Here is a 24793-nt window from a genome sequence, read left to right as displayed (position 1 = left end):
TCTTCAATAAAGAGGCATTTCAACAAACCGATTGTAGGCACTAATGTAGATGTTAATCTAAACTGATTATGCTGCCTACTCTACTCGTAATTACGCTTTCGCTTCTAAGTAAACTTTCAGTTGTTGTAAATCTTGTGCAGCATGCGCAACGATTTCAGCAAGCCATACTTTATGTTCTGTTTCCCATTTAGCTTCTTCACCGTGTTGTAGTAACTGTGAAAATTGCTGAATGCGTTTAAGGCCAACAGATCCTGCTGCACCTTTAAATTTATGAGCTTCTGCACATAACGTTTCTTTATCATTTGCATCGCCAGCTTTCACTAGGCTACTGACATACTCAGGCATTAACTGCTCGAATAACACTACGCTTTTCAATAACGTTCCAGCACCAATGGCACTGATATATTGCTCAAGCGTATTGAGATCCAATATTGAGTCTAACTGCGTTGTGGCCATAAAGGCACCTCTATCAAAATCTAACTCTATAAAATTACAAATATGATACCGAGTAAAATACCCTATGCAAGGCTTGCTAATATTTAGCCGCTATTTAATGGTAAAAAATCACATTTTTACAACATAACTACTCAACTGGTATTACCAATGTTTAAAAAACACTCACTTTGGTAATGTTTCGTCCAATTTATAACTAATAATAGCGATTAGTCTGATACATCTTCACAAAACCTAGCGCTATCTTTACTTTGTCCATATTCAACAGAGACATAATATATCTGCCTAAATACACCACACTAGGCCGTTTTACTTTGGCTAAACATTAATGCACTGCCTTGGCCACCGTATTCTTTAAGCTCATCCACAATGGCCACTAGTCCATCCCATCTAAATGCGCACCAATCAGGGGCGAGTAACATTGGTTTTTTGGCATAGGCGGTTACGCGGTGAAAGATAATCTCTTTTGGGGTGTGGCGGATAAGTTTTGCCGCCTCATAGGCATACTCTTCAAGACTTATTAGCGGCATAGGATGATAGCGCCATTGTTTCGCCATAATACTGCCTTCTACAATATGCAAAGGGTGCAGTTTTAGTCCGTCAACGCCAATTCCTAATACGGTTTGTAAACTATTAAAATAATCAGCAGATGTTTCACCCGGCAGCCCTAATATTAGATGGGTACACACCTTAATGCCTTTAGCGCGAGCCTTTTTAACTGTCTGACGATACTCACACAATTGGTGACCACGATTAATCCGTTTTAACGTGTGATTATTGGCCGTTTGTAGGCCAAGTTCCAACCACACCTCAATACCTCTTTGTTGATACTCAACGAGTAAATCAAGTACTTCATCGGGTACACAGTCAGGACGAGTACCTATATGAAGCCCGACAATATCGGCATCTTCAAGTGCTTGATCATACTTTTGCTTTAGCACTTTATACTCGTCGTAAGTACTGGTATAAGCTTGAAAATAAGCGATGTATTTAGCGGTAGGAATAGAATTAATATCCGCAGAGGTAGTACATTTTTTTGCAGATTGGGCGCGTACTTTACCTTCGGTTAACTGCATCGCAATCGGCTGTTCTCTACCTTGTTCGCCACTAAATGAAACAACATTACAAAAAGTACAACCGCCTACCCCTAACGTGCCATCTCGATTGGGACAGGTAAATTGGCCATCAATAGTTAATTTTTTTACTCTTTGGCCATATAAATGTTTGCAATGTGCCCCAAACGTATTAACGTAATCATCTAAACCCACAACTTACTCTCATCATCATTCCAAAGTTCGCCAGTGTAGTCAGACGGTAAACATCTGTCTTGGTGCTAAATCAATAAATGCTCTATCAATTCAAGCGCTCGCTAAAGTTGTGCACAAACTCAAAAAACGTTTAAAACAATTTAAGTAATTTATACATCACCTAAAATGAATATTTAGTCATTTAGAATAATTTTTTACCCAAAGACTGTATTTGAAATAAAATTCACTATTTTTATTTCAAAAATAATTCCCTGTTGTTGTTGCAAAAAGGTAAACAATTGTTTGAATATTTTCTAAAATTCTTTTTATTCAGAACGTTATAGGTGATATATCACAGTTTACGTTAACGTAAGGTTGGTGGCTTATAACGTTTTTTTAGTAATAATATTTCAGTTTGTTGCATTTTTTTGGTTTGACCTTTATTCATTCTCAGTTTAATTTGAATGGTTCGGGTGCATATCTATGGATATTCTTCAAATTTACCCCGAGTCGTATCAAGTAGAGGTTTAGGGGGTTTTTTGTATGAGCTTGTATCATCCCAGTTTTGAGCGTGACAATTGCGGATTTGGTTTGATTGCACAAATGGACGGCGACGCGAGTCACCGCATTGTGCGTACCGCGATTCATGGTCTCGATCGAATGAAGCATCGTGGTGGTATTGCAGCTGACGGACGCACAGGTGATGGCTGTGGTTTATTAATGCAAATGCCTACAGATTTTTTTGAAGCTATTGCGGCAGAAAACGATTGGCATTTAAGCCGAAAGTTTGCCGTAGGTATGCTATTTCTCAGCCAAGATGAGCAACGCGCTGATGAAGCGAAGTTTATCTTAGAAAAAGAACTACAACGAGAAACACTCAGTGTCGCTGGCTGGCGTAAAGTACCGATTAATCCGGATGTCTTGGGGGAGATTGGCCGGGAAAGCTTGCCACAAATTTATCAAGTATTGATCAACGCGCCGGTAGGCTGGCGGGAAAAAGATCTTGAGCGTCGCCTATATATGGCTCGTCGCCGTCTTGAACAACAGATCACCGATGACAAAGACTTTTATGTCGCCAGCCTTTCTGGACAAGTCATTGTCTATAAAGGCTTAATGATGCCAGCAGATCTGCCATCATTTTATACCGACCTAGCAGATATTCGTTTGAAAAGTGCGATTTGCTTATTCCACCAGCGCTTTTCAACTAACACATCGCCAAAGTGGCCATTAGCTCAACCGTTTCGATACCTCGCTCATAACGGCGAAATCAATACCATTACCGGTAACCGCCAATGGGCAAGAGCGCGCGCCTATAAGTTTAATTCGCCTTTACTACCAGATTTACAACAAGCCGCCCCTTTTGTTAACGAAACAGGTTCAGACTCGTCTTCTTTAGACAATATGCTTGAAATGTTGTTATCTGGAGGGATGGATTTATATCGAGCCATGCGCTTGCTTATTCCACCTGCATGGCAATCAAATCCTGAAATGGATGACGAGTTAAAAGCCTTTTATGATTTTAACTCAATGCACATGGAGCCGTGGGACGGCCCTGCAGGCATTGTAATGACCAATGGTCGCCATGCTGCCTGTGCGGTAGATCGTAACGGTCTACGCCCTTCTCGTTACGTTATAACCAAGGATCGTATCCTCACCTTAGCGTCTGAAGTCGGTATTTGGGATTATTCCGCCGATGAAGTGATTGAAAAAGGCCGCGTTGGGCCCGGTGAGTTACTAGTACTAGATACCTTGAATGGTCGTTTGTATCATTCATTTGAAATTGATAATGACTTAAAGCGTCGCCATCCTTACAAAGAGTGGATGGCTAAAAACAGTCAGACATTGATCCCTGCTGAGGATATGGCTCCAACCAAACAAGGTTCAAGTGGTTTTGATAGTAAAACATTACTGCAATATCAAAAACAGTTTGGTTTTACCCGTGAAGAATTAGAACAAGTTATTTGGGTACTTGCGAGCAAAGGTGAAGAAGCCATTGGCTCAATGGGTGATGATACGCCTATGGCAGTATTGTCGAAAAAGTCGCGTTCACTATACGACTATTTCCGTCAAAAATTTGCTCAGGTAACCAACCCGCCTATTGATCCATTACGTGAAAAACACGTGATGTCGTTAGCCACTTGCGTCGGTCGCGAGCAAAATCTATTTAGCGAAACCACCGGTAATGCTTACCGAGTGATGTTCAATTCACCGATTTTGTTATTCAGTGATTTTAATCAGTTACTGGGATTAGACAGCACTAACTATCGCGCCAACACAGTTGATTTAAACTATGATGCCAATGAAACACTAGAGCAGGCTATTCGCCGTATTACCGACGAAGCTGAACGCTTAGCTCGCAGCGGCACAACATTGTTAGTATTGTCTGACCGTGCAGTAGCGAAAAGTGCTCAAGTTATCCCTGCCGCTATGGCTGTGGGTTCTGTGCAAACTCGATTAGTCGATAAAAGCCTACGTTGCGACACTAACATTATTGTTGAAACCGCTTCAGCACGCGATCCGCATCATTTTGCGGTATTAATTGGTTTTGGTGCCACGGCTATCTACCCTTACCTCGCCTATGAATCTATTTCAGCGATGGCAAAACTGCATCAAGTCGATGATGTAACCCATTTAATGCTTAACTTCCGTTACGGCATTGAAAAAGGCTTACGTAAAATCATGTCTAAAATGGGCATTAGTACCGTAGGTTCATATCGTTGTAGCCAACAATTTGAAGCTGTGGGTTTAGCCAGTGATGTGATTGAGTTATGTTTTAAAGGCGTGATAAGCCGTATTGAAGGTGTCAGTTTTAACCATATTGCCGATGACCAGAAAATACTCCATACCGCCGCCTATCGAGCCCATGTACCGTTACCACAAGGTGGTTTATTAAAGTACGTTGAAGGTGGTGAATATCACTGCTTTAATCCAGACGTGGTGAATACCTTACAAGCATCATTAAAAGACAAAAACTACGCTGAGTACAAAAAGTTTACTCACTTAGTTGATGATCGCCCAGTGGCCACTTTACGTGATTTAATTGGTATTAAAGGTCAACTTAACGCCATTGAAATAGACACGGTAGAAGGCGCTGAAAAGCTTTACTCTCGCTTTGATAGCGCAGCCATGAGTATCGGTGCATTAAGCCCTGAAGCTCATGAAGCGTTAGCGGTTGCGATGAACCGTCTTGGTGGACGCTCAAACTCAGGTGAAGGTGGCGAAGATGCACGTCGTTTCAATAGCGAACGTAACTCGGCCATCAAACAAATTGCATCGGGTCGCTTTGGCGTTACTGCACATTACTTAGTTAACGCTGATGTACTGCAAATTAAAGTAGCTCAAGGTGCAAAACCGGGTGAAGGTGGGCAATTACCTGGCCATAAAGTTAGCGTTGAAATCGCAGGACTTCGTCATGCTCGTCCTGGTGTGACCTTGATTTCACCGCCGCCGCACCACGATATTTACTCAATTGAAGATTTAGCTCAGCTGATTTTCGATTTAAAACAAATCAATCCAAAAGCCTTAGTGTCGGTCAAGCTAGTATCAGAACCCGGTGTTGGCACCATTGCAACCGGTGTTGCAAAAGCCTATGCCGATATGATCACCATATCAGGTTACGACGGTGGCACTGGCGCAAGCCCTATCACCTCGGTGAAATACGCCGGTTCTCCTTGGGAGCTTGGTTTAGCGGAAGTGCATCAGTCGCTAGTAGAAAATGGTTTACGTCATAAAATCCGTCTGCAAGTAGATGGCGGGTTAAAAACCGGTACCGATGTTATTAAAGCAGCCTTATTAGGTGCCGAAAGCTTTGGCTTTGGTACAGTGCCGATGATTGCGCTTGGGTGTAAATACTTACGTATTTGTCATCTTAATAACTGTGCAACAGGTGTCGCAACCCAAGATAAAAACTTACGCGAAAACCATTATCACGGCTTACCAGAACGTGTCATGACCTACTTTGAATTTGTGGCTCAAGAAGTGCGTGAATGGATGGCTGCATTAGGGGTAACTCAGTTCGAAGATTTAGTCGGACGAAGCGACTGGTTATATACACTTGAAGGCCAAACAGACAAGCAACGTGGTCTTGACCTTGCGCCAATTTTATATAAACCCAAAGTGCAGGCAAACTCGTCACTCACATGGAAAGAAATTAACCCTCCATCTGATATTGGCAAGTTAAACCAAACATTGGTTGCAGATTGCAGTGCTGCAGTTGATGCGGGTGAACCGTATTCAGGTCAATATGCAATCAACAATACCGACCGTTCAGTTGGCGCGGCATTATCTGGTTATATTGCAACTAAAATTGGTGTCGCAGGCGCAAAACAACCAATCAAACTTGGCTTTAGCGGTAGTGCTGGCCAAAGCTTTGGCGTATGGAATAGCCCTGGCCTTGAACTTAAGCTGTGCGGCGATGCTAATGATTATGTCGGCAAAGGTATGTCTGGCGGTAAGATCGTTATTCACCCACCTATTGGTAGCCCGTTCCAAAGTGAACGCAGTGCTATTATGGGGAACACCTGTTTGTATGGTGCTACTGGCGGCAAACTGTTTGCCGCAGGTCAAGCGGGTGAGCGTTTTGCTGTGCGTAACTCAGGGGCCATCGCGGTCGTTGAAGGAACGGGTGACAATGGTTGCGAATACATGACCAGTGGTATCGTGGTTATCCTAGGCAAAACGGGGGTCAACTTTGGTGCGGGGATGACTGGCGGATTTGCCTATGTATTTGATCAGTTTGGTCGCTTTAATCGCCGAGTAAACACCGAAATGGTCGATACTCAAAAATTAGAATCGACCATCCACCAGCAACACTTAAAAGGCCTGATTGAAACTCACTATGCTGAAACCGGCAGTGAACATGCTCATATGATTTTAAGTGATTTTGAAAACTGGTTGGATTGTTTCGTATTAGTTAAACCAAAGAATATTGCCGTTGCTGACCTGCTAAAAATTGAGCAGAAGAGTCCGGAATTAGTAGTAAAGGCAGGGTAATTATTATGAGCAATGACTTTCAATTTATAGAAGTGGGTCGAGTAGACCCCATTAAACTTGAAGCGAAAAAACGTGCTACACAATTTATTGAAATTTATCAGCCGTTTACGCAACCAGAAGTAAAACAACAAGCCGATCGCTGTCTTGACTGCGGTAACCCGTATTGCGAATGGAAGTGCCCACTGCATAACTACATTCCAAACTGGTTAAAACTGGCAGAAGAAGGTCGCATTATGGAAGCGGCAGACTTGGTGCATGAAACCAATACTCTGCCAGAAATATGTGGCCGGGTGTGCCCACAAGACCGTTTATGCGAAGGTGCTTGTACCTTAAACGACGACTTTGGTGCGGTCACCATTGGCAGTGTTGAAAAATACATTACCGATACTGCAATTGCCCAAGGCTGGCGCCCAAACATGAAGGATGTGACGCCACGTAAAGAGCGTGTTGCCATTATTGGAGCGGGTCCTGCGGGTCTTGGCTGTGCTGATGTGTTGGCTCGTAATGGTGTGCAAGCCGTGGTGTATGATAAATACCCACAAATTGGTGGTTTGCTCACTTATGGCATCCCTTCTTTCAAGCTTGATAAAGATGTTATGGCCACTCGCCGTTCAGTGCTTGAAGGCATGGGCATTCAATTCAAAATGGGTGTAACTGTCGGCAAGGATGTGAGTTTTCAAAGCCTATTAGACGAGTACGATTCTGTCTTTCTGGGTATGGGTACTTACACGGCCATGAAAGCTAAACTGCCCAATGAAGATGCTCAAGGCGTGATTCAAGCGCTACCGTATCTTATTGGCAATACTCATCACATTATGGGTACTCAAGACGACGCTACACCCTATCTAAGCCTTGAAGGTAAAGATGTGGTGGTGTTGGGCGGCGGTGATACTGCAATGGATTGTGTGCGTACAGCCATTCGTCAAGGCGCGAAGAGCGTGACATGTGCTTATCGTCGTGACGAAGCCAACATGCCGGGCTCTCGCCGTGAAGTGCAAAATGCGCGCGAAGAAGGCGTTAACTTCTTATTTAATCGTCAACCAGTGGCAATTAAAGCTGAAAACGGTCAAGTAGTCGGGATTGAATGTGTTGAAACTCAAATGGGTGAAGCTGATGCTAGTGGACGTCAACGCGCCGAAATCATTGCTGGTAGTGAACAAGTATTAGCAACCGATGCGCTGATTATCGCCTTTGGTTTCCAAGCGAGCCCTGCTGCTTGGTTTAGTGATTTTGGCATTGAAACCAACGAATGGGGATTAGTTAAGGCCAAGAAAACCGACAACAACCCTTTTCAAACCACTAACCCTAAAGTGTTTGCCGGTGGTGATATGGTGCGAGGTTCTGACCTCGTTGTAACGGCTATAGCAGAAGGACGAGATGCTGCATTAGGCATTTTAAACTATTTAGATTAACAGCTTGCTAGCCTATATAGGGCTAAAGACAGGCTAAAGGTAGCTTACCTTTAGCCTACTTTCAGACTAACAATAAAAGCTGTAATACCGTGTTTGCTTGTGAATTTTCGCGCATCTTTTGATGCGTTTTTTTTTATCTTTTTTAAGGACGATGATTCACACGGATAGCCCACAACTAGGATTCACTTAGGGTCATGATTTTGTAGTTGAACTGACTAAAAAATAGCTGAAAATATTATCTTTTAATTGTGGATGCTCATCTGAAAATTTCACCCCAATATTCAATACACCTTCAATGTTTTGAACTTTGACCATGCTACCCGTTAAGATCCCTGAAAGATCAGTGTTAATAGAGATAGCCACATGTATCTCTTCGCCTTGTTCAATATTCACCGTTTTGGCGTCTACCGTCAGTAAGCAGCCAGTAGAAGAAAAGTCGAGCATTTTTGCACTGATTTTATTGTCATTGTGCATAATAAACACTTCTTGCTCGATATTAACTCGCAACTGCTCTCTGACTTTTTTCTTGATGATGGTTTTAGGCACACTAAGGCACAGCATTCTAATCGGTTGATTAACCACAGAGAATATGGTCGACTTAAAAGCAATAATGTCTTTAAAACCACTATTCGTCATCGCCCTTACCACAATTTCAGCATTCACTAGCATATGTTGATAAGCCTCAGAAAAACCTTTATTGGGATACTCAATCAAGATAAACCGCCCAACCTGATAACCAATTAAGCTCGAACGTGACTGCACTGTTTTACCATTGGCAAAATGAATTTCAATAAACAATTCCATACCTATGTCAATTAGGCGAAGATCAGCATACAACGAAGCACTTACTGGCGTTGTCATTGGTTATTTACCATAGTGTTACTCATCATAATGGACCTCATTTCTATCAATCTATCTACTCCAATAACACTTAATAACATTAACATATCAGGTTTAGTTTGCTAGTAACTAGCGTAGTGCTAATCCTAGCTAACCTCAAGCCTGAGCAATCGATACAAAAATCATTAGCGGCCATGGATAATTATTTCGAGACTGGCTGATGTCGAAATTATGATAGCAAATTTGGCATGTATTTTATTAATAATACGTATTAGCACATCAATCGTTAACCTACAGTAAGTCCATAAAATGCAGATAACAGCACAAAGGCTGTTTCATAACCTTCAGTTATAAACATCTAAGGTCACTTATACCAAACAGCAATAATTAATACTGACTATTGTATATCAGCAAGGCACAAGGCTAATGCTTATATGGTACCAATATAACAATTATCTAATTGTTATAAATAGACAATATCTATTTGAATGCTGTCTCGACATAATTATCCATGGTCAACAATCTCATCTCAAATCGCTTTTTACACTGACAGTATTATCTAACAAGCCTTCAGAGTGATTGATTAGCCTCAAGCAAGAAAGTAGAATAGAAATCATTATCATTTATTTAATTTAGTTTAAAGAATAATTCCTTCATTCCTATTAAGGCAATACCTTGAATACTTTCTTAAGCAGCTTCACGTTATGGCGACAACAGCTCACATCTTCGGTCTTCAATAGATGCCTATTGATTGTCATTACTTCGGTGTTTTCAACTTCTTTATGGGCACAGAGCCCGGCAGTCTCGTCACAAGAGATATCACCAGAGACATCGCAAGATCTCTTAAAACAAACACGACAAATTCTTCAATTAGCTGAATACATTGGTGTTGATTACTCAGAAGCGGTGACCGAAGGTCGTATCTCTAATCCTGATGAATTTGCTGAAATGCAGCAATTTGCTAGCATCATTATCGAAAAAACTAACCTGCTCGCCAATGATGTGCCAAATTCATTAACAGCCGATGCATTGCAATTACAGCAAGCCATTGCAGAAAAAACATCACTGGATGTTATTCAAGGGCTTAGCCAAAAAATACGTAACCAGTTATTAAGCCAGTCTCCAGCATTAGTGTTACCAACACAGCTATTAGCCAAAGACCATGTTAAACAGCTGTTTATCGAAAATTGTTCGACCTGTCATGGTGATTTAGGCCAAGGCGATGGGCCTCTGGCAAAATCATTGTCACCAGAGCCAACCAATTTCACCGATCACGATCGAGCAATGAATCGTTCATTATTGGGACTTTACGATGCGATTTCCGACGGTTTAGATGGCAGTGCTATGCGTGCTTTTAGTGAGTTAAATGATCAACAGCGTTGGTCACTGGCTTTCTATGTAGGTAGTTTAGCTTTTGAGCCAACAGCTACTGCCACGGAGCACATCAAGCATGATGCGAATATTGAATTACAACAGTGGGTCAATAGCAATCCAACCCAGTTAATTCAGCAAAATGTCGGAATTGATAAAACCCAATTATCATTACTACGCTCACAACCTGAGCGACTGTTTCAACATGCTGACTCACCTATTTCAGTCGCGCGTACTAACTTACAGGCTGCTGTAAAAGCATATAAAGCCAATGAGTTTGCTCAAGCACAAACCTTAGCAGTGAGCGCCTATCTCGACGGTTTTGAATTAATTGAAAACAATTTAGATGCTCATGACAGTAGTTTACGTAAATCAATCGAAAGCCAGCTGCTTAATTTTAGAAACATCCTAAAAACAGCAGGACAGGACAGCCAGGTAAATCAACAGTTGACCAGCATATTGGCTCAACTAGACCAAGCCGACACCCTATTAACAGGGCAATCACTATCGAATAACGCCATGTTTTCGGCTGCATTAATCATCCTGCTACGCGAAGGATTAGAAGCACTGCTCGTTATCATTGCTTTAATGACAGTGTTAATTAAAACCGAACGTCAAGATGCGATTAAATTTGTTCACTTTGGTTGGATATCAGCACTCGCTGCTGGCGTATTAACCTGGTGGGCAGCAGATAACCTAATTAGCATTAGCGGAGCCTCAAGGGAGTTAATGGAAGGCGGCGCGGCATTGCTAGCCGCTTTGGTGTTGTTTTATGTTGGTTATTGGATGCACAGTAAAACCCAAGGTTCCAAATGGCAAAGTTACATTAAAAATAATGTCGACCGCCATTTAAACACTGGCACCTTATGGGGTCTCACTGGGCTGGCATTTATTTCGGTCTATCGTGAAGTCTTTGAAACGATTTTGTTCTATCAATCATTACTGACACAAGCCATAGGCTCTGCCAGCAGCAATGAACAAGTCAGTTACTTGGTTTACGGCTTGCTAGCAGGTATGGCTATTTTAGCGGTGATTGCTTGGTTAATGATGCGCTACTCAGTTAAATTACCATTAGCCCGCTTCTTTGCGGTGAGTTCTTACTTCATGCTTATTTTAGCGTTTATCTTGGCAGGAAAAGGGATTTCAGCGTTACAAGAAGCAGCAGTAATTAGCCTTACTCCCTTCCCTATAGATGTGTCGATTAGCTGGTTAGGTATAGCATCAACATGGCAAGGCTTGAGTACGCAAATGGTGATTGTAGTGTTATTTAGCTTTTTGGTTATCCGTAATCGTGACACAAAATAAGGTTTAGCTTTGACAACTAAACCTTGAGTGCTTAACGCTTAGCATTAGCGTTTAACATTGAGCGTTTAACATTGAGCGTCTAATAAAAAGGCCGGCTAAATATATTTAGCTGGCCTTTTTGTGTCGATAAATCGTTAGTAATTTATTTCACTGTAAACTTAGTGTCTTCATCTCTTAACATGTACAACGCAAAACACGCGGCCCACATTGGCCATGCTGCAAAAAACAATAAATTATTAAATGCATCAAAATATAGATTAAATGCCGATAATGTTGAAGCGCCATGCATCAGAAAGATAACCCCGTAAGTAATACGCTTTTTAATACCTAATACAAACGCAAATACTAAGGCTAATTGCAGTGCGCCCATAACATAAGCAGCAACCTCACTCATTCCGCCGATGCCATAAAACTTTTCGAAAATCTTCATACTATGGCCAGGATTGACAAACTTATCTAATGTCCATACCAGCATCACCACAAACACGCCTAAGCGTAAAGAAAGTAACGACCACTGCAGTTTTTTCTGAGTATCATTGCTAATTGATGTTTGCATCTTAATTCCTTAAAAAATATATAAAATAACATCATCTAGGGTCTGTTGACCGTCTAAATAAGCTAAACTGACTGTTACTGAAAATCATCAGCCGTTAATTGACCGAGTAAAACGCAACTATGTTGCACTAGCAGTTATGCCATTTAGATCTAACACAATTAAAATTGGCATAACATGATTGAAATAAACTTGTTAACAACAAGGTCTCTTTCACCAAGTTCATTACAGCAGAAAAAATTATGCCTATTTATCGTTATCCTAATCGTTCACTTACCGCACTCGCTATTAGCCTAGCCCTGTACTCATCAATAACGTCATCAATGGCTACAGCAGCCGAAAAACCTGAATCTATTGAAGTCATTCAAGTATCAGGTAAAGCGATTAACGATAAAGGCATGTCACCTAAAAACAGCACTGTAGATGGCCCATTTGGTGATGGAATAGCATTGAAAGATATCGCACGTTCGGTTACGCCTATCACCAGTGAAATGATTGAACAGCTCAACATCACTGATTTATCTGACATACAAAAAGTCAGCCCAAACAGTTATTCAGCCAGCGGCTTTGGCGCATCAAGCCTACCCACTATTCGTGGTCAGTTAGGTGAGTTATATCAAGACGGTGTGCGTCGCCAAGCGGGCAACAATGGCTTTGGTGTCCCCATGTCATTTAACGCTGTCGAGCAAATTGATGTGGTAAAAGGTGCGCCGCCAGTGCTATTAGGCACCAGCCAACGTAACGGTGGATTTGTTAACATACATTCTAAAGTCGCGCCTACTGACGAGCAATTTAATAAGCTCACCCTATCTGGCGGCAGTTGGGATCATTACCGAGCTCAAATAGATGTTGGCACTGACATTGTCGCCAATCAAAGCGGTGTTCGCTTAAGTGCAGAACATATCGATAATGGCAGCTACTACGATTATTCAGGCTTTAAAAGCGACAGTATTTTTGTGGCATTTCGTTTACTGCCAGACGATGCCAGCACCTGGGACATTAATGTCGAATACTATGATGTTGAGTTTACCGACAACGCGGGGATTAACCGTCCAACTCAAGCATTAATCGACAACGGTTTATACGTTACAGGTCAAGGTGTACAACCTAACGGCAGTACTATTGCTGGCGCCAATGCTATCGTATCGCCAACAGGGTTAGTTGAGATAGATCGCAGCCAAGTATTAACCGACCCAGACAATATCAATAACGCCCAAACCTTCTTACTTCACAGTACTTATGTGCGTGAGTTAAGCGATAAAGCGACTTTTAAAAACATTACCTATTATCAGCATTTAGAACGTGAAGAAATTGCTCAAAATAGTTTTGTTGAAATTATTGATGGTGCAGATACTGCACAAAACAGAGTTGAATTAGCCTATAAATGGAGCGATGCTCAAAGCACCATTACTGCGGTGGATATCCGCTACAACAAAGTGTTAGGTTACAGTCAATTTACCACCGAAGCTGACTTACCTATCGATTTAACTGGCCCCATTGAAAATCGCCGTATTCCGCTTACTGCTGAGCAACAAGGTCGATTAGTTGAACTGCGCCCTGGTGTGTTTGTGTCCCCCGGTGCGCAGTACGATACCAATGCAGATGGCAGCGGCGATTTTTCATTATCTGACACCACTGACTCAACCAGCTGGCAAACCGGTCTAGCCATTCAACATAACAGCCAATGGACAGATAAGTTTTCGACCAGCGTAGGTTATCGTGCCGATTTTTATAATGTAGATGCGCGTGATGCCATTGCTCCAAAAGGGCAAGTTGCAGCCAGCGATTCAATAAGTGAAATGCTTGAATCTGGCCAAGTCAGTTTGAGCTATCGCCTTAGTGACGATATCACTACCTATGCCAGTGCCAGTTATAACGAATCAACCTCAAACAGCATGGCTGGCGGCACCACATTAGGTGCCAACAACCAAATTAGTAGCCAAAACTTTGCCACCGAAAATACCCTGACTGAAGTGGGCATTAAGTACTCACCCACGGACAGTGCTTGGTATGTTGATGCGGCAGTGTTTGACCAAAAACGCAGTCTACGAAATCGTGATGGCAGCAATACCGGCATTCGCACTAAAGGCTTTGAAGCCCAAGCCTTTTATGATGCTGACCCGTTTTGGTTAAGCGCGGGCTACAGTTATTTAGACGCCCGTTATGATGACTCAGCCAGTAGCCAAGATACGGTACAAGTTGCCGATACATTTGATAATTCACGCCCAGACATTATTGCTGGCACAGGTATTGGCGCACCAAACTTCGCTTCATTTGCAGCGTCTGACCGCCGTGTACAAGGCCTTCCTGAACAAACGTTCACAATTAATGGCGGAATGTCGATTACTGAGAAATGGAAAGCTGGTTTCTCCGGTCTATATACCAAGAGTTACCCATTAGACTATTTAGCGACTGTGTATATTCGCGATCAATACACGCTTAACGTTAACACTCGCTATGATTTTACCGAGCAAACAAGTTTAAGGCTGGATGTGAATAACGTGACTAACCAAAAGAACTGGCGTCCGGTGTTTGAAGGCGGTTATTTCGGATCAACATTGGTTTTTCCTGAACTACCTGTTAACGCTACCCTTACCTTACAGCATTCATTTTAAGGCTATAAATTATGTTTAAAAAAATTGTGTTATTACTGATTGCTGCATCATTAGTGGGATTATTTTTCCACTTTGATTTGCATCAATTACTGACCTTAGAGGGCCTAAAAGGCTCAATGAATGACTTTAGTCAATTACGTGAAGAGTCACCATTGTTAGTTATTGGCGGGTTCTTTTTATTGTATGTGGCCGTGACCGCATTGTCTTTACCTGGTGCCGCGATTCTTACCATCGCCTCGGGAGCCTTATTCGGCATCGTCGAAGGATTAATTATTGCGTCGTTTGCTTCGAGTATTGGCGCAACAATGGCATTTTTAGTGTCGCGTTATCTGTTGCGTGATTCAATTAAACAACGTTTTCCAGAGCGCTTAGCGGCCATTGATGCCGGAATTGAAAAAGAAGGTGGCTTTTACTTATTTACCTTACGTTTGGTACCAATATTTCCGTTCTTTTTAATCAACATGCTGATGGGTGTGACCGCCTTTAAATCGTGGACTTTCTATTGGGTAAGCCAAGTCGGTATGTTTTTGGGTACCTTTGTTTACGTTAATGCCGGTACTCAGCTGGCACAAATTGACAGCTTATCGAACATTTTATCGGTTAACCTTATCCTGTCGTTTGCACTATTAGGTTTATTCCCGCTTATTGCAAAAGGTATTGTTAACATGATTAAAAAACGTCGTGTATACAGCAAATGGACCAAGCCAGCTAAATTTGATCGCAACATGATTGTGATTGGCGCAGGTGCTGGTGGCCTAGTAACCAGTTATATTGCTGCCGCAGTAAAAGCTAAAGTGACCTTAATTGAAGCCGGCGAAATGGGCGGCGACTGCTTAAACTATGGCTGCGTGCCGAGTAAAGCGATTATTAAAAGCGCTAAAATTGCTCAGCAAATAAGAAACGCCCATCATTACGGCTTAGAAGACAGCACTCCTGAATTTTCATTTAAAAAAGTCATGGCGCGCGTGCATCAAGTGGTTGCCGATATTGCTCCTCACGACAGTGTTGAGCGTTACACCAACTTAGGTGTCGACGTAGTCAAAGGCTATGCAAAATTAGTTGACCCATGGACAGTTGAAATTAGCCACCCAGACGGTAACACCAGTCGCTTAACCGCGCGCAGCATTGTCATTGCTACAGGTGCTCGCCCGTTTGTGCCACCGTTACCAGGCATAGAAGAAGTCGGTTATGTTACCAGTGATACCTTGTGGGACGAGTTTGCAAAACTCGATACAGCACCACAAAAATTAGTGGTACTAGGCGGCGGCCCAATTGGCTCTGAACTGGCACAAAGCTTTGCCCGTTTAGGATCGCAAGTGACTCAAGTTGAAATGGCTGAGCGCATCATGATCAAAGAAGATCTTGAAGTGTCTGAGTTTGCCACCCAAGCCTTGCAAAAAAGTGGCGTGAATATTTTAACCTCACACCAAGCGCTGCGCTGCGAACTGCGTGACGGTAAAAAATACCTTATCGTTAAGCATCAAGAGCAAGAGTTAGCGTTAGAGTACGACCAACTATTATGTGCTGTTGGTCGTAGTGCTCGCTTAAGTGGTTACGGCTTAGAAGAGTTAGGCATTGAAACAAACCGCACTATCGTCACCAATGAATACTTAGAAACCTTATACCCAAATATCTATGCGGCAGGTGATATTGTTGGGCCTTATCAATTTACTCACGTAGCAGCGCATCAAGGCTGGTACGCGGCAGTCAATGGACTGTTTGGCCACTTGAAAAAATTCAAAGTCGACTATCGCGTCATTCCATGGACCACATTTATCGATCCAGAAGTGGCTCGTGTGGGTATTAATGAATATGAAGCCAAACAGCAAGGGATTGATTATGAGGTCACTCGCTTTGATTTTGCCGAGCTTGATCGCGCCATTACCGACAGCGCTACCGAAGGGTTTATTAAAGTGATTACCCCTAAAGGTAAAGATAAAATCTTAGGTGTAACGGTCGTGTCTGAACACGCTGGTGATTTAATTGCTGAATTTGTATTGGCGATGAAACACGGATTAGGGCTTAACAAGATTTTAGGCACAATTCACAGTTACCCAACATGGGCCGAAGGCAACAAGTACGCCGCAGGTGAATGGAAGCGTAACCATGCACCAGAAACTGTATTGCGCTGGTTAGAAAAATACCACACATGGCGTCGTGGCTAACCTGACAGAGAAATAACTCAGGTTCACTTAGCTAAGGCTCACGAAATTGGGCCTTATCTTTAGAATCATAAAGATGGATCTTAAAAATAGGTCTCAGATAATGAAAATATTAACGCGATTTACTCAATCATTTTTACTGACTATTGGTCTTTTGTTGAGCTTGCTTACCAATAATGCGGCTATTGCGGCGGTCGATGAATCAGAGGTACTTTCTGATGCTAATCATCTTGTGCAGAGCCAGACAAAAATGGTACTACATGATGAGTGGAATACCTTACTCAGCCGTCATGTAAAACCGATTAATCAAGGTCACAGTAGCGCGGTAGATTACGCTGCGATACAACAAGATCGAACCATATTGACTGGCTACCTCAACCAATTAAGTCTGATAACCCAAGCAGAGTTTGATGCTTGGGGCAAAGCATCGCAATTAGCATTTCTAATCAATGCTTACAACGCGTGGACAGTTGAGCTTATCTTAACTAAATATCCTGACCTCGAATCAATTAAAGACCTAGGCGGGTTATTTAGCTCACCTTGGGATAAAAGTTTTATTCCGTTATTGGGTAAAACCCGTAGCCTCAATGATATTGAACACAAACTCATACGTGGTAGTGATCGTTACAACGATCCAAGGATCCACTTCGCGGTAAACTGTGCCAGTATTGGTTGCCCTGCACTGCGCGAAGAAGCCTATACAGGTGCTAAACTCGAGCTGCAATTAACCGAGCAAACTGAACGTTTTCTTGCCGATAGCAGCCGAAATTATGCCAAGGGAGACAGCCTGTATTTGTCTTCTATTTTTAAATGGTATGGCGATGACTTTACCAAAGGATTTCGTAACACTCATTCGATTGAAGCGTTTTTACTGCTTTATTCTAATAGTGATAAAGGTGTTCTGACACTTACGCCAGCACAACGTCAAGCAGCAGCAAAACAACAACTTGATATTGAATTTTTAGATTATGACTGGTCACTTAATGTTGCTGGCTAATTTACGCTGGCAGCATATCGTTAGCACAGCCTTTTACTGCAATCTTATAAAATCTCAGGTTGCAGTAAGCTTTGGGCTTAGTGCTTTTTTGCTTACTGCTAGTCTTTGGGCTGGTATGGCTAATGCATCTAGCAACGGTGTTGTAAATGTTGAAGACAAGCCGTCAGCACGAATTCAAACATCAACATCAATCCGCGAGTCTGCTCAAACATCAGTTCAAGCATCAGTTAAAACATCACAAACATCAAAGTCATCATGGCCAGAGGTTGAATCTCGAGGCGCTAATCAAGATGTGTACTTTCATGCTTGGGGTGGCGACCCGCAAATAAATCGTTATATTCAATGGGCCGCGAAGCAAGTTAAGCAGCAGTATCAAATCAATTTACACCATGTAAAACTCACCGACACCAGCGAAGCGGTCAGCCGAGTATTGGCCGAAAAATCAGCAAACAATGATCATCAAGGTCAAGTCGATTTAGTGTGGATTAACGGTGAAAACTTTGCCGCCATGGCCAAACATCAGCTACTCGCGCCAAATTGGGTTGATCGATTACCCAACTTTGGTTTAACCGACCCAGACAATAACCCTGCGATGACCCGTGACTTTGGCGTGCCAACACAAGGGATGGAAGCGCCATGGGGTAAAGCTGCGCTGACCTTTTACTATGACAGCCTAATGACCACATCACCACCGCAAACCTTACAACAATTAAGCTTATGGGCCAAACAGCATCCAGGCCGATTTACCTACCCTAAACCGCCTGACTTTTTAGCCACCAGCTTTTTAAAGTACGCCTTAATTGTACTGAACAACTCACAGCCTGAAGCGATTAAAAATTTGCTTTATCAACCCGCAACAACACAAAGCCAGGCTTTGCTATTACCGGTATTGTGGCAATATTTAGATGAACTACATCCGCATTTATGGCGCAAAGGTAGACACTTTATGTCTAGCGGCATGGAGCTTCGCCGCTTAATCGGCGATGGAGAACTTGCTCTAGCATTTACCTTTTCAGCCGCTGAGATACCCGCAGCGGTTGCACGTTTTGAATTACCCGACAGTAGCCGCAGTTATCGCATGCAAGATGGTAGTTTGAGCAATATTCATTTTATAGCTATTCCCTATAATGCCGCTCACCTGGACAGCGCTAAATTAGTGGTTAACTTTTTACTGAGCCCACAAGCGCAAGCACACAAACAGCAAGCGAATATATGGGGCGACACCAGCGTGTTAGCACTATCAAAGCTGACTGCCGAACAGCAGACTTGGTTTGAGCCACCCGCTCAGTCACATCCCAGTGCCACTATTGCTAACCAAGCAATCAGCCCAGCGTTAAGCGAGCCAGATCCAAGTTGGAGTAAGGTTATTACAAAGCTATGGTTACAACGCTATGGAGTGATGCAATGAGCACTATAGCCAAGCTGTTCAATCCAATTGTGCGCTTCAGTCCATTTATGATGATGGCTTTGTTACTGATCCCTGTATTGGGTGGGTTAATTGGCGTTATTCTGCCTGCGTTTGGCTGGATCCCAGCACTGGATCAAACCCATTTTAGCTTGAATGGTTTTCAGCAATTATGGCAAACACCAGGCATTGGCCACATGGCGTTATTGAGTATCACCACCAGCTTGGTGAGTACCTTGTTGGCCTTTTTAATCACTATATTGATCCTAGCAAGTTACTTTAACAGTCCGTGGCTGGGTTATATTCAACGCCTTTTAGGACCTATTCTGGTTATCCCTCATGCTGCTGCAGCCATTGCTATTGGATTTCTTATCACCCCGTCTGGCATGTTGTCTCGCTTAGTTTCACCTTGGTTAAGTGGTTGGGATGCACCACCCGATTGGCTATATCCACACGATGCGATGGGACTGAGTATTATTCTAGGCGTGACCTTAAAAGAACTGCCTTTTTTATTACTGATGGCGCTAGGCGTATTAGCACAACCCGACCTTGGGCAAACACTACGGGCGCAACATAAAGTGGCATTGAGTTTAGGTTATTGCCCAATGACAGCATTTTTAAAAGTGGTGTTGCCAAGCCTGTATCCTCACTTACGCTTGCCAATATTGGCAGTATTGGCCTACGCCAGTGCCAGTGTAGAAATCCCATTAATTTTAGGCCCCAACAATCCGCCGACATTGGCTGTAGCGATTATGCAGTGGTTTCATGACGTGGATTTAAGTTTACGGATCAAAGCGTCTGCGGGGGCGATATTACAAATTCAACTGACGTTATTCGTATTAGCCTGCTGGTGGTTACTGGAACGCTTGGTGAGTCGATTCGCTCAATCGATGTTAACCAATGGCCAGCGCGAATACGGCGGCGCTATCATCCAAAAGATAACCCATGTCATCACCGCCTTAATGTTGACCATCATAGGTTTGGCATTAGTGGGAATGCTGCTGTGGTCTTTTGCTGGCTTTTGGCATTTCCCTGATGCCTTGCCTCAACAATTTGTAATGCTGCACTGGCAAACGGCATTGCAACAAATGCACACGCCACTTATCGACACGGTACTGATTGCCCTCTGCGCAACCGCCCTAGCGATAACCTTAACCTTACTCACTTTAGAAGCAGAGCAGCACAGCGGAAAACCGCTATCGCTGCTGGGCAGTGTATTAATTTATCTGCCCTTGCTTATTCCAAGTATCGCGTTTTTATTTGGTTTGGTGTGGTTACTTGAGCAAGTAAACAGTCAACACACCTTTATCAATGTGGTACTGGCCCATTTGTTATTTGTATTACCCTATGTGTTTTTATCGCTGGCCAGTAGCTATCGTCGTTTAGACCCACGCTTTAGTATTGTTGCGGCCAGTCTTGGGGCCACCAAAGCAAAAATATTTTTCCGGATTAAACTGCCCATGCTAATTGGGCCGATATTCATTGCTTGCGCATTAGGTTTAGCCATTAGCTTTAGCCAATACTTACCAACCTTACTCACTGGTGGTGGACGCATCAACACCATTACCACTGAAGCCGTTTCGCTCGCCAATGGTGGAAGCCGCAGGATCAGTGCCGTATATGCGTTAATGCAAATGATCCTCCCAGCTTTAGGTTTTTTACTGGCTTGGCTATTGCCAAAAATGTTAGTCAAACGCCACCAACAAGGATAATAATGCAAACATTCGTGAGTACAGCCAACGGCTCAAATACCACCTCAACATCAGAACTCACCATTGATGGGCTGATCTTGCGTCGCCAGCAACAAAGCTTATTATCATTAAGCGCGACCATTCGTGGCGGTGAAATATTGACTATTATGGGCCCATCTGGCAGCGGCAAATCAACGCTATTAAACTGGTTAACTGGCATGTTGCCAGCGGGATTTAGTGCTGAAGGTCAGTTGCATTTAAACGGCCAAAATATCACCACAACAGCCAGTCATCTACGCCATATTGGTTTGCTCTACCAAGACCCATTATTATTTCCGCATTTATCCGTGGCAGGAAACATCGGCTTTGCCATGCCGCCAAGCCCCAAAGCACAGCGACAAGCCGCAATTAGTGAAGCGTTAACCCTAGTGGGTCTGGGTGGATTAGAACAACGTGACCCGCAAAGTTTATCTGGCGGTCAGCAAGCTAGGGTGGCATTGCTGCGGGTATTGCTTAGCCAACCCAAAGCCATATTATTAGACGAGCCCTTTAGTAAGCTAGACAGTCAGTTACGTCAAGAAACCCGACAATTAGTATTTGATCAAATACGCCAGCATCAGCTACCTGCCATTATGGTGACTCACGATCAAACAGATGCCGATGCCGCTCAAGGTAAAGTCATCTCACTTTGAGTTGTGGTACTAAATGACTAAAACCCTACTCAAATAGAAAGTACTGTAATCAACTGTACTGATGTAGGTAATACACAGATAGCTAAAAAATAGATAAGTCGTGACATAACAAACTCGCGACTTTAAAAAATTGAAAAGATAATCAAGAGATTAATTGGAATGACATCATGCTAGATAGATTTATCACCCCAGTAATAAAGCCACTGTTAGCCCCAGTTGTGCTGCTACTAGACAAAAAGAATGTCCATCCCGATCAGCTCACATTAGTCGGTTTCGGTTTAGGCATGCTGGCAGTGCCGTTACTGGCATTACAACTTTGGTATGGCGCCTTGTTTTTTATCGCACTGAATCGGATTATCGACGGACTCGATGGCGCCCTTGCTCGCCACCAAAAACACACCAGTGCCGCAGGTGGCTATTTAGATATTTGTGTCGACTTTCTGTTTTATGCGGCCATTCCGCTAGGATTCGCCTTGGCCAACCCTAATGAAAATGCCTTAGCCGCGGCAGTGTTGTTAACCGTATTCATTGGCACAGGCTCAAGCTTTTTAGCCTTTGCCATACCGGCCGAAAAGCTGAATCTGCCTCGACCACAATTTGCCAATAAGAGCTTTTACTTTTTAAACGGCTTAACTGAAGGCACCGAAACCATCGCCTTCTTTGTCGCATTTTGTTTGTGGCCGGCTTATTTCCCAGAACTTGCCTATAGCTTTGCATTTTTAGGCGCAATTACCATTTTCACCCGTATACATGGTGGCTATCACACTCTGAAAAATCATACGGTGAAAAAAAACACTTCAGTTAATCAATCTCAACGAGGTAAATCAACATGATGGACGATATTTCATCCATTCGACTCGGGGCATTTTTAACGATATTGATAATCATGCTGCTACTGGAGTTTTGGTTGCCTGCTAGGCATTTGCCCAATAGAGCCAACGCACCGAAACCAGCTACGCGTTGGGTAGGCAATATCGGTATATTGGTTATTTCAGCAATAGCAGCCCGAATGGTATTACCAATAGGATTAGCAGGTATTGCACTGTACTGTCAGCAACAACAATGGGGACTGTTCAATTATATTGCATTACCTGATTGGGCTAGCATCACCATAAGCTTATTGTTATTAGACCTGCTTATTTATTGGCAACACAGGCTGTTTCATCGTGTCCCATTATTGTGGCGATTACATAAAGTTCATCATGCTGACGTTCATGTCGACAGTACGACTGCGTTGCGATTTCACCCACTAGAAATTATCGCCAGCATTGGGGTTAAAGCATTAGCGATCATCCTACTAGGGGTACCAGCCAGTGCAGTGATCTTATTTGAGATTTTATTAAATGGTTTAGCCATATTTAACCATGCCAATATCCGACTATCACCAAGGCTAGAACGCGTCGTCAGAACCGTATTAGTAACTCAAATATTGCACCGAATTCATCACAGCCAAATAATGTGCGAAACCAACAGCAACTTTGGTTTTAGTATTGTGTGGTGGGATCGTCTATTTGGTACTTATTCTGCTAAGGCCAGTAAAGCAGACGAGGATATCGACATAGGATTAATTGAATACCAAAACGCGAAACAAAACGCTTGGTTAACAGGGTTGCTATGGATGCCGTTTACCCATAAAAAATAACGGTTTACGTTGATTTTTACCAGCACTAATGATTAAGCAATAAACAGAATAATACTACGATCTTATTTAATTTATAAATAGGACTTGGTACGGTTAAAGGTCAAAGGTTAGAAGTATTTATTATGCATTTTTGTGATATGTGACTGCTGAAGCACTTGATTAATCGATGATAGTTTATCAAAATATTATTAATATATTGCTAAAGGATAAAGATACTATGATCGGTTTTACCCAAGGTTTGAAAACTAAAATAGCCGACTTAGAACACCAATTAGTCACTCATAAACAGCAACATTCAGATGAATTAAATCAATTACAACAGACTATTACGCAATTAAGCCAGCAGTTAAACCATTCTAATAGCCAATCTGAATACGATACCGCACGCGCTAATTTACAATTGCTGGGCGCAACAATGCTCAATGATATTCGCGACACCACCTTGGCAAACTCAATTAAGTTAGACGAAGAAAAACAAATGCTATCTGAATTAGATAAGTTATTTAATCAAACACATGTCGCGATTGGCAACTTAAAAAAACGAGCTGGGCATCTAAATGACCATGCAGAAAAAAGCATGGCTACTGCCGCAGAATTAAGTCTTTCGGCTAATGGAATAAGTAGTTTAGTTTCATCTATCCAGCAAATTTCTGAACAAACCAATCTACTTGCTCTTAATGCAGCCATTGAAGCTGCACGAGCTGGTGATGCAGGCCGTGGCTTTGCAGTGGTGGCAAGCGAAGTGCGCCAACTGGCCAGTAATGCTCATGATGCCAGCGCTAATATTGAAAAATTAGTCGCCACAGTTATTGAACAAACTGAACAAATTAAGAATGTAGTCATTACCAACCAAACTTGCTCTAGGGATATTGCTGTATCTTCAGAACAAATTGATCAAGTGGTGACTGATGTATTACAAAGCTCAGGCGTGATGAAACGAGTCATTGGAGAAGCCTCTATGACTGCTTTCTTAACCACGGTAAAACTAGATCACAGCGTATGGAAAAGTAATGTATACAGCGTGTTGGCAAATAAAGATCTAAATGCCAGTGTTAATAGCCACACTGAATGCAGACTTGGTAAATGGTATTACAAAGGCGAAGGTCAAAATTTTGCCAGTTTATCCAGTTTTAAAACTATCGAACAACCACATACAACCGTACACAGTGCAGGTAAAGCAGCTGTTATAGCCATGCAGTCGGGTAATGAGTCGACTATTTTGGCTCATCTTGAAACCATGGAACAGGCCAGTATCAATGTGGTTCGCGCAATCGATCATTTGCTCACGCAAAGCCAGCAGTAAAATTAACCTCACAACTTCATGAGCCTACAAAATAAATAATATCGTGTTGCATGATTTCCCCTCTAAATAACGTCAATGACACTTTAATCTGCAATCCTGAGGCTAGCGCCTTG

Annotated in this window: 16 protein-coding genes; 12 read left to right on the top strand and 4 right to left on the bottom strand. The window is 42.6% G+C overall.

Annotated elements, in window-relative coordinates; all coding sequences use genetic code 11:
- Positions 1-90 precede the first annotated feature (90 nt).
- Together CXF88_RS21865 and CXF88_RS21860 are read right to left on the bottom strand one after the other, a co-directional pair.
- Positions 91-456 carry an Hpt domain-containing protein gene (locus CXF88_RS21865; protein WP_101088857.1) on the bottom strand — a complete coding sequence of 122 codons (366 nt, stop codon included), beginning with the start codon at positions 454-456 and terminating at the stop codon, positions 91-93.
- Between the two features lie 296 nt (positions 457-752).
- Positions 753-1721, bottom strand: a complete 969-nt coding sequence (locus CXF88_RS21860; protein ID WP_101088856.1) for a TIGR01212 family radical SAM protein — start codon at positions 1719-1721, stop codon at positions 753-755.
- Between the two features lie 522 nt (positions 1722-2243).
- On the opposite strand from CXF88_RS21860, the gene gltB reads away from it, so the two are divergent.
- Both gltB and CXF88_RS21850 read left to right on the top strand, forming a co-directional pair.
- Positions 2244-6692 (top strand): glutamate synthase large subunit, encoded by a 4449-nt coding sequence (gltB, locus tag CXF88_RS21855; protein ID WP_101088855.1) that lies wholly within the window; start codon positions 2244-2246, stop codon positions 6690-6692.
- A gap of 5 nt (positions 6693-6697) precedes the next feature.
- Positions 6698-8104: an FAD-dependent oxidoreductase gene (locus CXF88_RS21850; protein WP_101088854.1), complete on the top strand. Its 1407-nt coding sequence runs from the start codon at positions 6698-6700 to the stop codon at positions 8102-8104.
- 192 nt (positions 8105-8296) lie between these two features.
- On the opposite strand, the gene CXF88_RS21845 is transcribed toward CXF88_RS21850, so the two are convergent.
- Positions 8297-8965, bottom strand: a complete 669-nt coding sequence (locus CXF88_RS21845) for a flagellar brake protein (protein WP_101088853.1) — start codon at positions 8963-8965, stop codon at positions 8297-8299.
- Between the two features lie 726 nt (positions 8966-9691).
- Here CXF88_RS21845 and CXF88_RS21840 point away from each other — a divergent pair.
- The gene (locus tag CXF88_RS21840; protein ID WP_242445223.1) at positions 9692-11620 is read left to right on the top strand and encodes a cytochrome c/FTR1 family iron permease; all 1929 of its coding nucleotides are present in this window, start codon (positions 9692-9694) and stop codon (positions 11618-11620) included.
- A 142-nt stretch (positions 11621-11762) separates the two neighbouring features.
- On the opposite strand, the gene CXF88_RS21835 is transcribed toward CXF88_RS21840, so the two are convergent.
- Entirely contained in the window at positions 11763-12176 is a 414-nt protein-coding gene (locus CXF88_RS21835) for a hypothetical protein (protein WP_101088851.1), read from the bottom strand.
- A 320-nt stretch (positions 12177-12496) separates the two neighbouring features.
- Here CXF88_RS21835 and CXF88_RS21830 point away from each other — a divergent pair, with 320 nt between their 5' ends.
- The 9 genes from CXF88_RS21830 to CXF88_RS21790 all read left to right on the top strand — a co-directional run bounded on the left by CXF88_RS21830 (position 12497) and on the right by CXF88_RS21790 (position 24680).
- Complete coding sequence (locus CXF88_RS21830; RefSeq protein WP_242445228.1) at positions 12497-14788, top strand: TonB-dependent receptor; 2292 nt, start codon at positions 12497-12499, stop codon at positions 14786-14788.
- 11 nt (positions 14789-14799) lie between these two features.
- Entirely contained in the window at positions 14800-16953 is a 2154-nt protein-coding gene (locus tag CXF88_RS21825; RefSeq protein ID WP_101088849.1) for a bifunctional TVP38/TMEM64 family protein/FAD-dependent oxidoreductase, read from the top strand.
- A 100-nt stretch (positions 16954-17053) separates the two neighbouring features.
- Positions 17054-17947 carry a DUF547 domain-containing protein gene (locus CXF88_RS21820; protein ID WP_101088848.1) on the top strand — a complete coding sequence of 298 codons (894 nt, stop codon included), beginning with the start codon at positions 17054-17056 and terminating at the stop codon, positions 17945-17947.
- Between the two features lie 115 nt (positions 17948-18062).
- Positions 18063-19355 carry an ABC transporter substrate-binding protein gene (locus CXF88_RS21815; RefSeq protein WP_101088867.1) on the top strand — a complete coding sequence of 431 codons (1293 nt, stop codon included), beginning with the start codon at positions 18063-18065 and terminating at the stop codon, positions 19353-19355.
- Entirely contained in the window at positions 19352-21064 is a 1713-nt protein-coding gene (locus tag CXF88_RS21810; RefSeq protein ID WP_101088847.1) for an ABC transporter permease subunit, read from the top strand. Before CXF88_RS21815 ends, CXF88_RS21810 begins: the two co-directional genes overlap by 4 nt.
- A 2-nt stretch (positions 21065-21066) precedes the next feature.
- Positions 21067-21735: an ATP-binding cassette domain-containing protein gene (locus tag CXF88_RS21805; protein ID WP_242445222.1), complete on the top strand. Its 669-nt coding sequence runs from the start codon at positions 21067-21069 to the stop codon at positions 21733-21735.
- A gap of 167 nt (positions 21736-21902) precedes the next feature.
- On the top strand, positions 21903-22568 hold the full coding sequence (locus CXF88_RS21800) for a CDP-alcohol phosphatidyltransferase family protein (RefSeq protein WP_059744012.1): 666 nt from the start codon (positions 21903-21905) through the stop codon (positions 22566-22568).
- Positions 22565-23377, top strand: a complete 813-nt coding sequence (locus CXF88_RS21795) for a sterol desaturase family protein (protein WP_101088846.1) — start codon at positions 22565-22567, stop codon at positions 23375-23377. Before CXF88_RS21800 ends, CXF88_RS21795 begins: the two co-directional genes overlap by 4 nt.
- A gap of 217 nt (positions 23378-23594) precedes the next feature.
- On the top strand, positions 23595-24680 hold the full coding sequence (locus CXF88_RS21790; protein ID WP_101088845.1) for a methyl-accepting chemotaxis protein: 1086 nt from the start codon (positions 23595-23597) through the stop codon (positions 24678-24680).
- Positions 24681-24793 lie beyond the last annotated feature (113 nt).

This window comes from Shewanella sp. ALD9 (assembly GCF_002836315.1).
Taxonomy (GTDB): domain Bacteria; phylum Pseudomonadota; class Gammaproteobacteria; order Enterobacterales; family Shewanellaceae; genus Shewanella.
The sequence above is the reverse complement of the archived record's forward strand: the minus strand, read 5'-3'. Positions and strand labels throughout refer to the sequence as shown.

Coding starts and splice junctions, on each gene's coding strand:
- CXF88_RS21815 (WP_101088867.1), top strand. CDS start 18,063: ATGGCTAATGCATCTAGCAACGGTGTTGTAAATGTTGAAGACAAGCCG.
- CXF88_RS21810 (WP_101088847.1), top strand. CDS start 19,352: ATGAGCACTATAGCCAAGCTGTTCAATCCAATTGTGCGCTTCAGTCCA.
- CXF88_RS21805 (WP_242445222.1), top strand. CDS start 21,067: ATGCAAACATTCGTGAGTACAGCCAACGGCTCAAATACCACCTCAACA.
- CXF88_RS21800 (WP_059744012.1), top strand. CDS start 21,903: ATGCTAGATAGATTTATCACCCCAGTAATAAAGCCACTGTTAGCCCCA.
- CXF88_RS21820 (WP_101088848.1), top strand. CDS start 17,054: ATGAAAATATTAACGCGATTTACTCAATCATTTTTACTGACTATTGGT.
- gltB (WP_101088855.1), top strand. CDS start 2,244: ATGAGCTTGTATCATCCCAGTTTTGAGCGTGACAATTGCGGATTTGGT.
- CXF88_RS21790 (WP_101088845.1), top strand. CDS start 23,595: ATGATCGGTTTTACCCAAGGTTTGAAAACTAAAATAGCCGACTTAGAA.
- CXF88_RS21835 (WP_101088851.1), bottom strand. CDS start 12,176: ATGCAAACATCAATTAGCAATGATACTCAGAAAAAACTGCAGTGGTCG.
- CXF88_RS21825 (WP_101088849.1), top strand. CDS start 14,800: ATGTTTAAAAAAATTGTGTTATTACTGATTGCTGCATCATTAGTGGGA.
- CXF88_RS21795 (WP_101088846.1), top strand. CDS start 22,565: ATGATGGACGATATTTCATCCATTCGACTCGGGGCATTTTTAACGATA.
- CXF88_RS21845 (WP_101088853.1), bottom strand. CDS start 8,965: ATGACAACGCCAGTAAGTGCTTCGTTGTATGCTGATCTTCGCCTAATT.
- CXF88_RS21865 (WP_101088857.1), bottom strand. CDS start 456: ATGGCCACAACGCAGTTAGACTCAATATTGGATCTCAATACGCTTGAG.
- CXF88_RS21830 (WP_242445228.1), top strand. CDS start 12,497: ATGGCTACAGCAGCCGAAAAACCTGAATCTATTGAAGTCATTCAAGTA.
- CXF88_RS21850 (WP_101088854.1), top strand. CDS start 6,698: ATGAGCAATGACTTTCAATTTATAGAAGTGGGTCGAGTAGACCCCATT.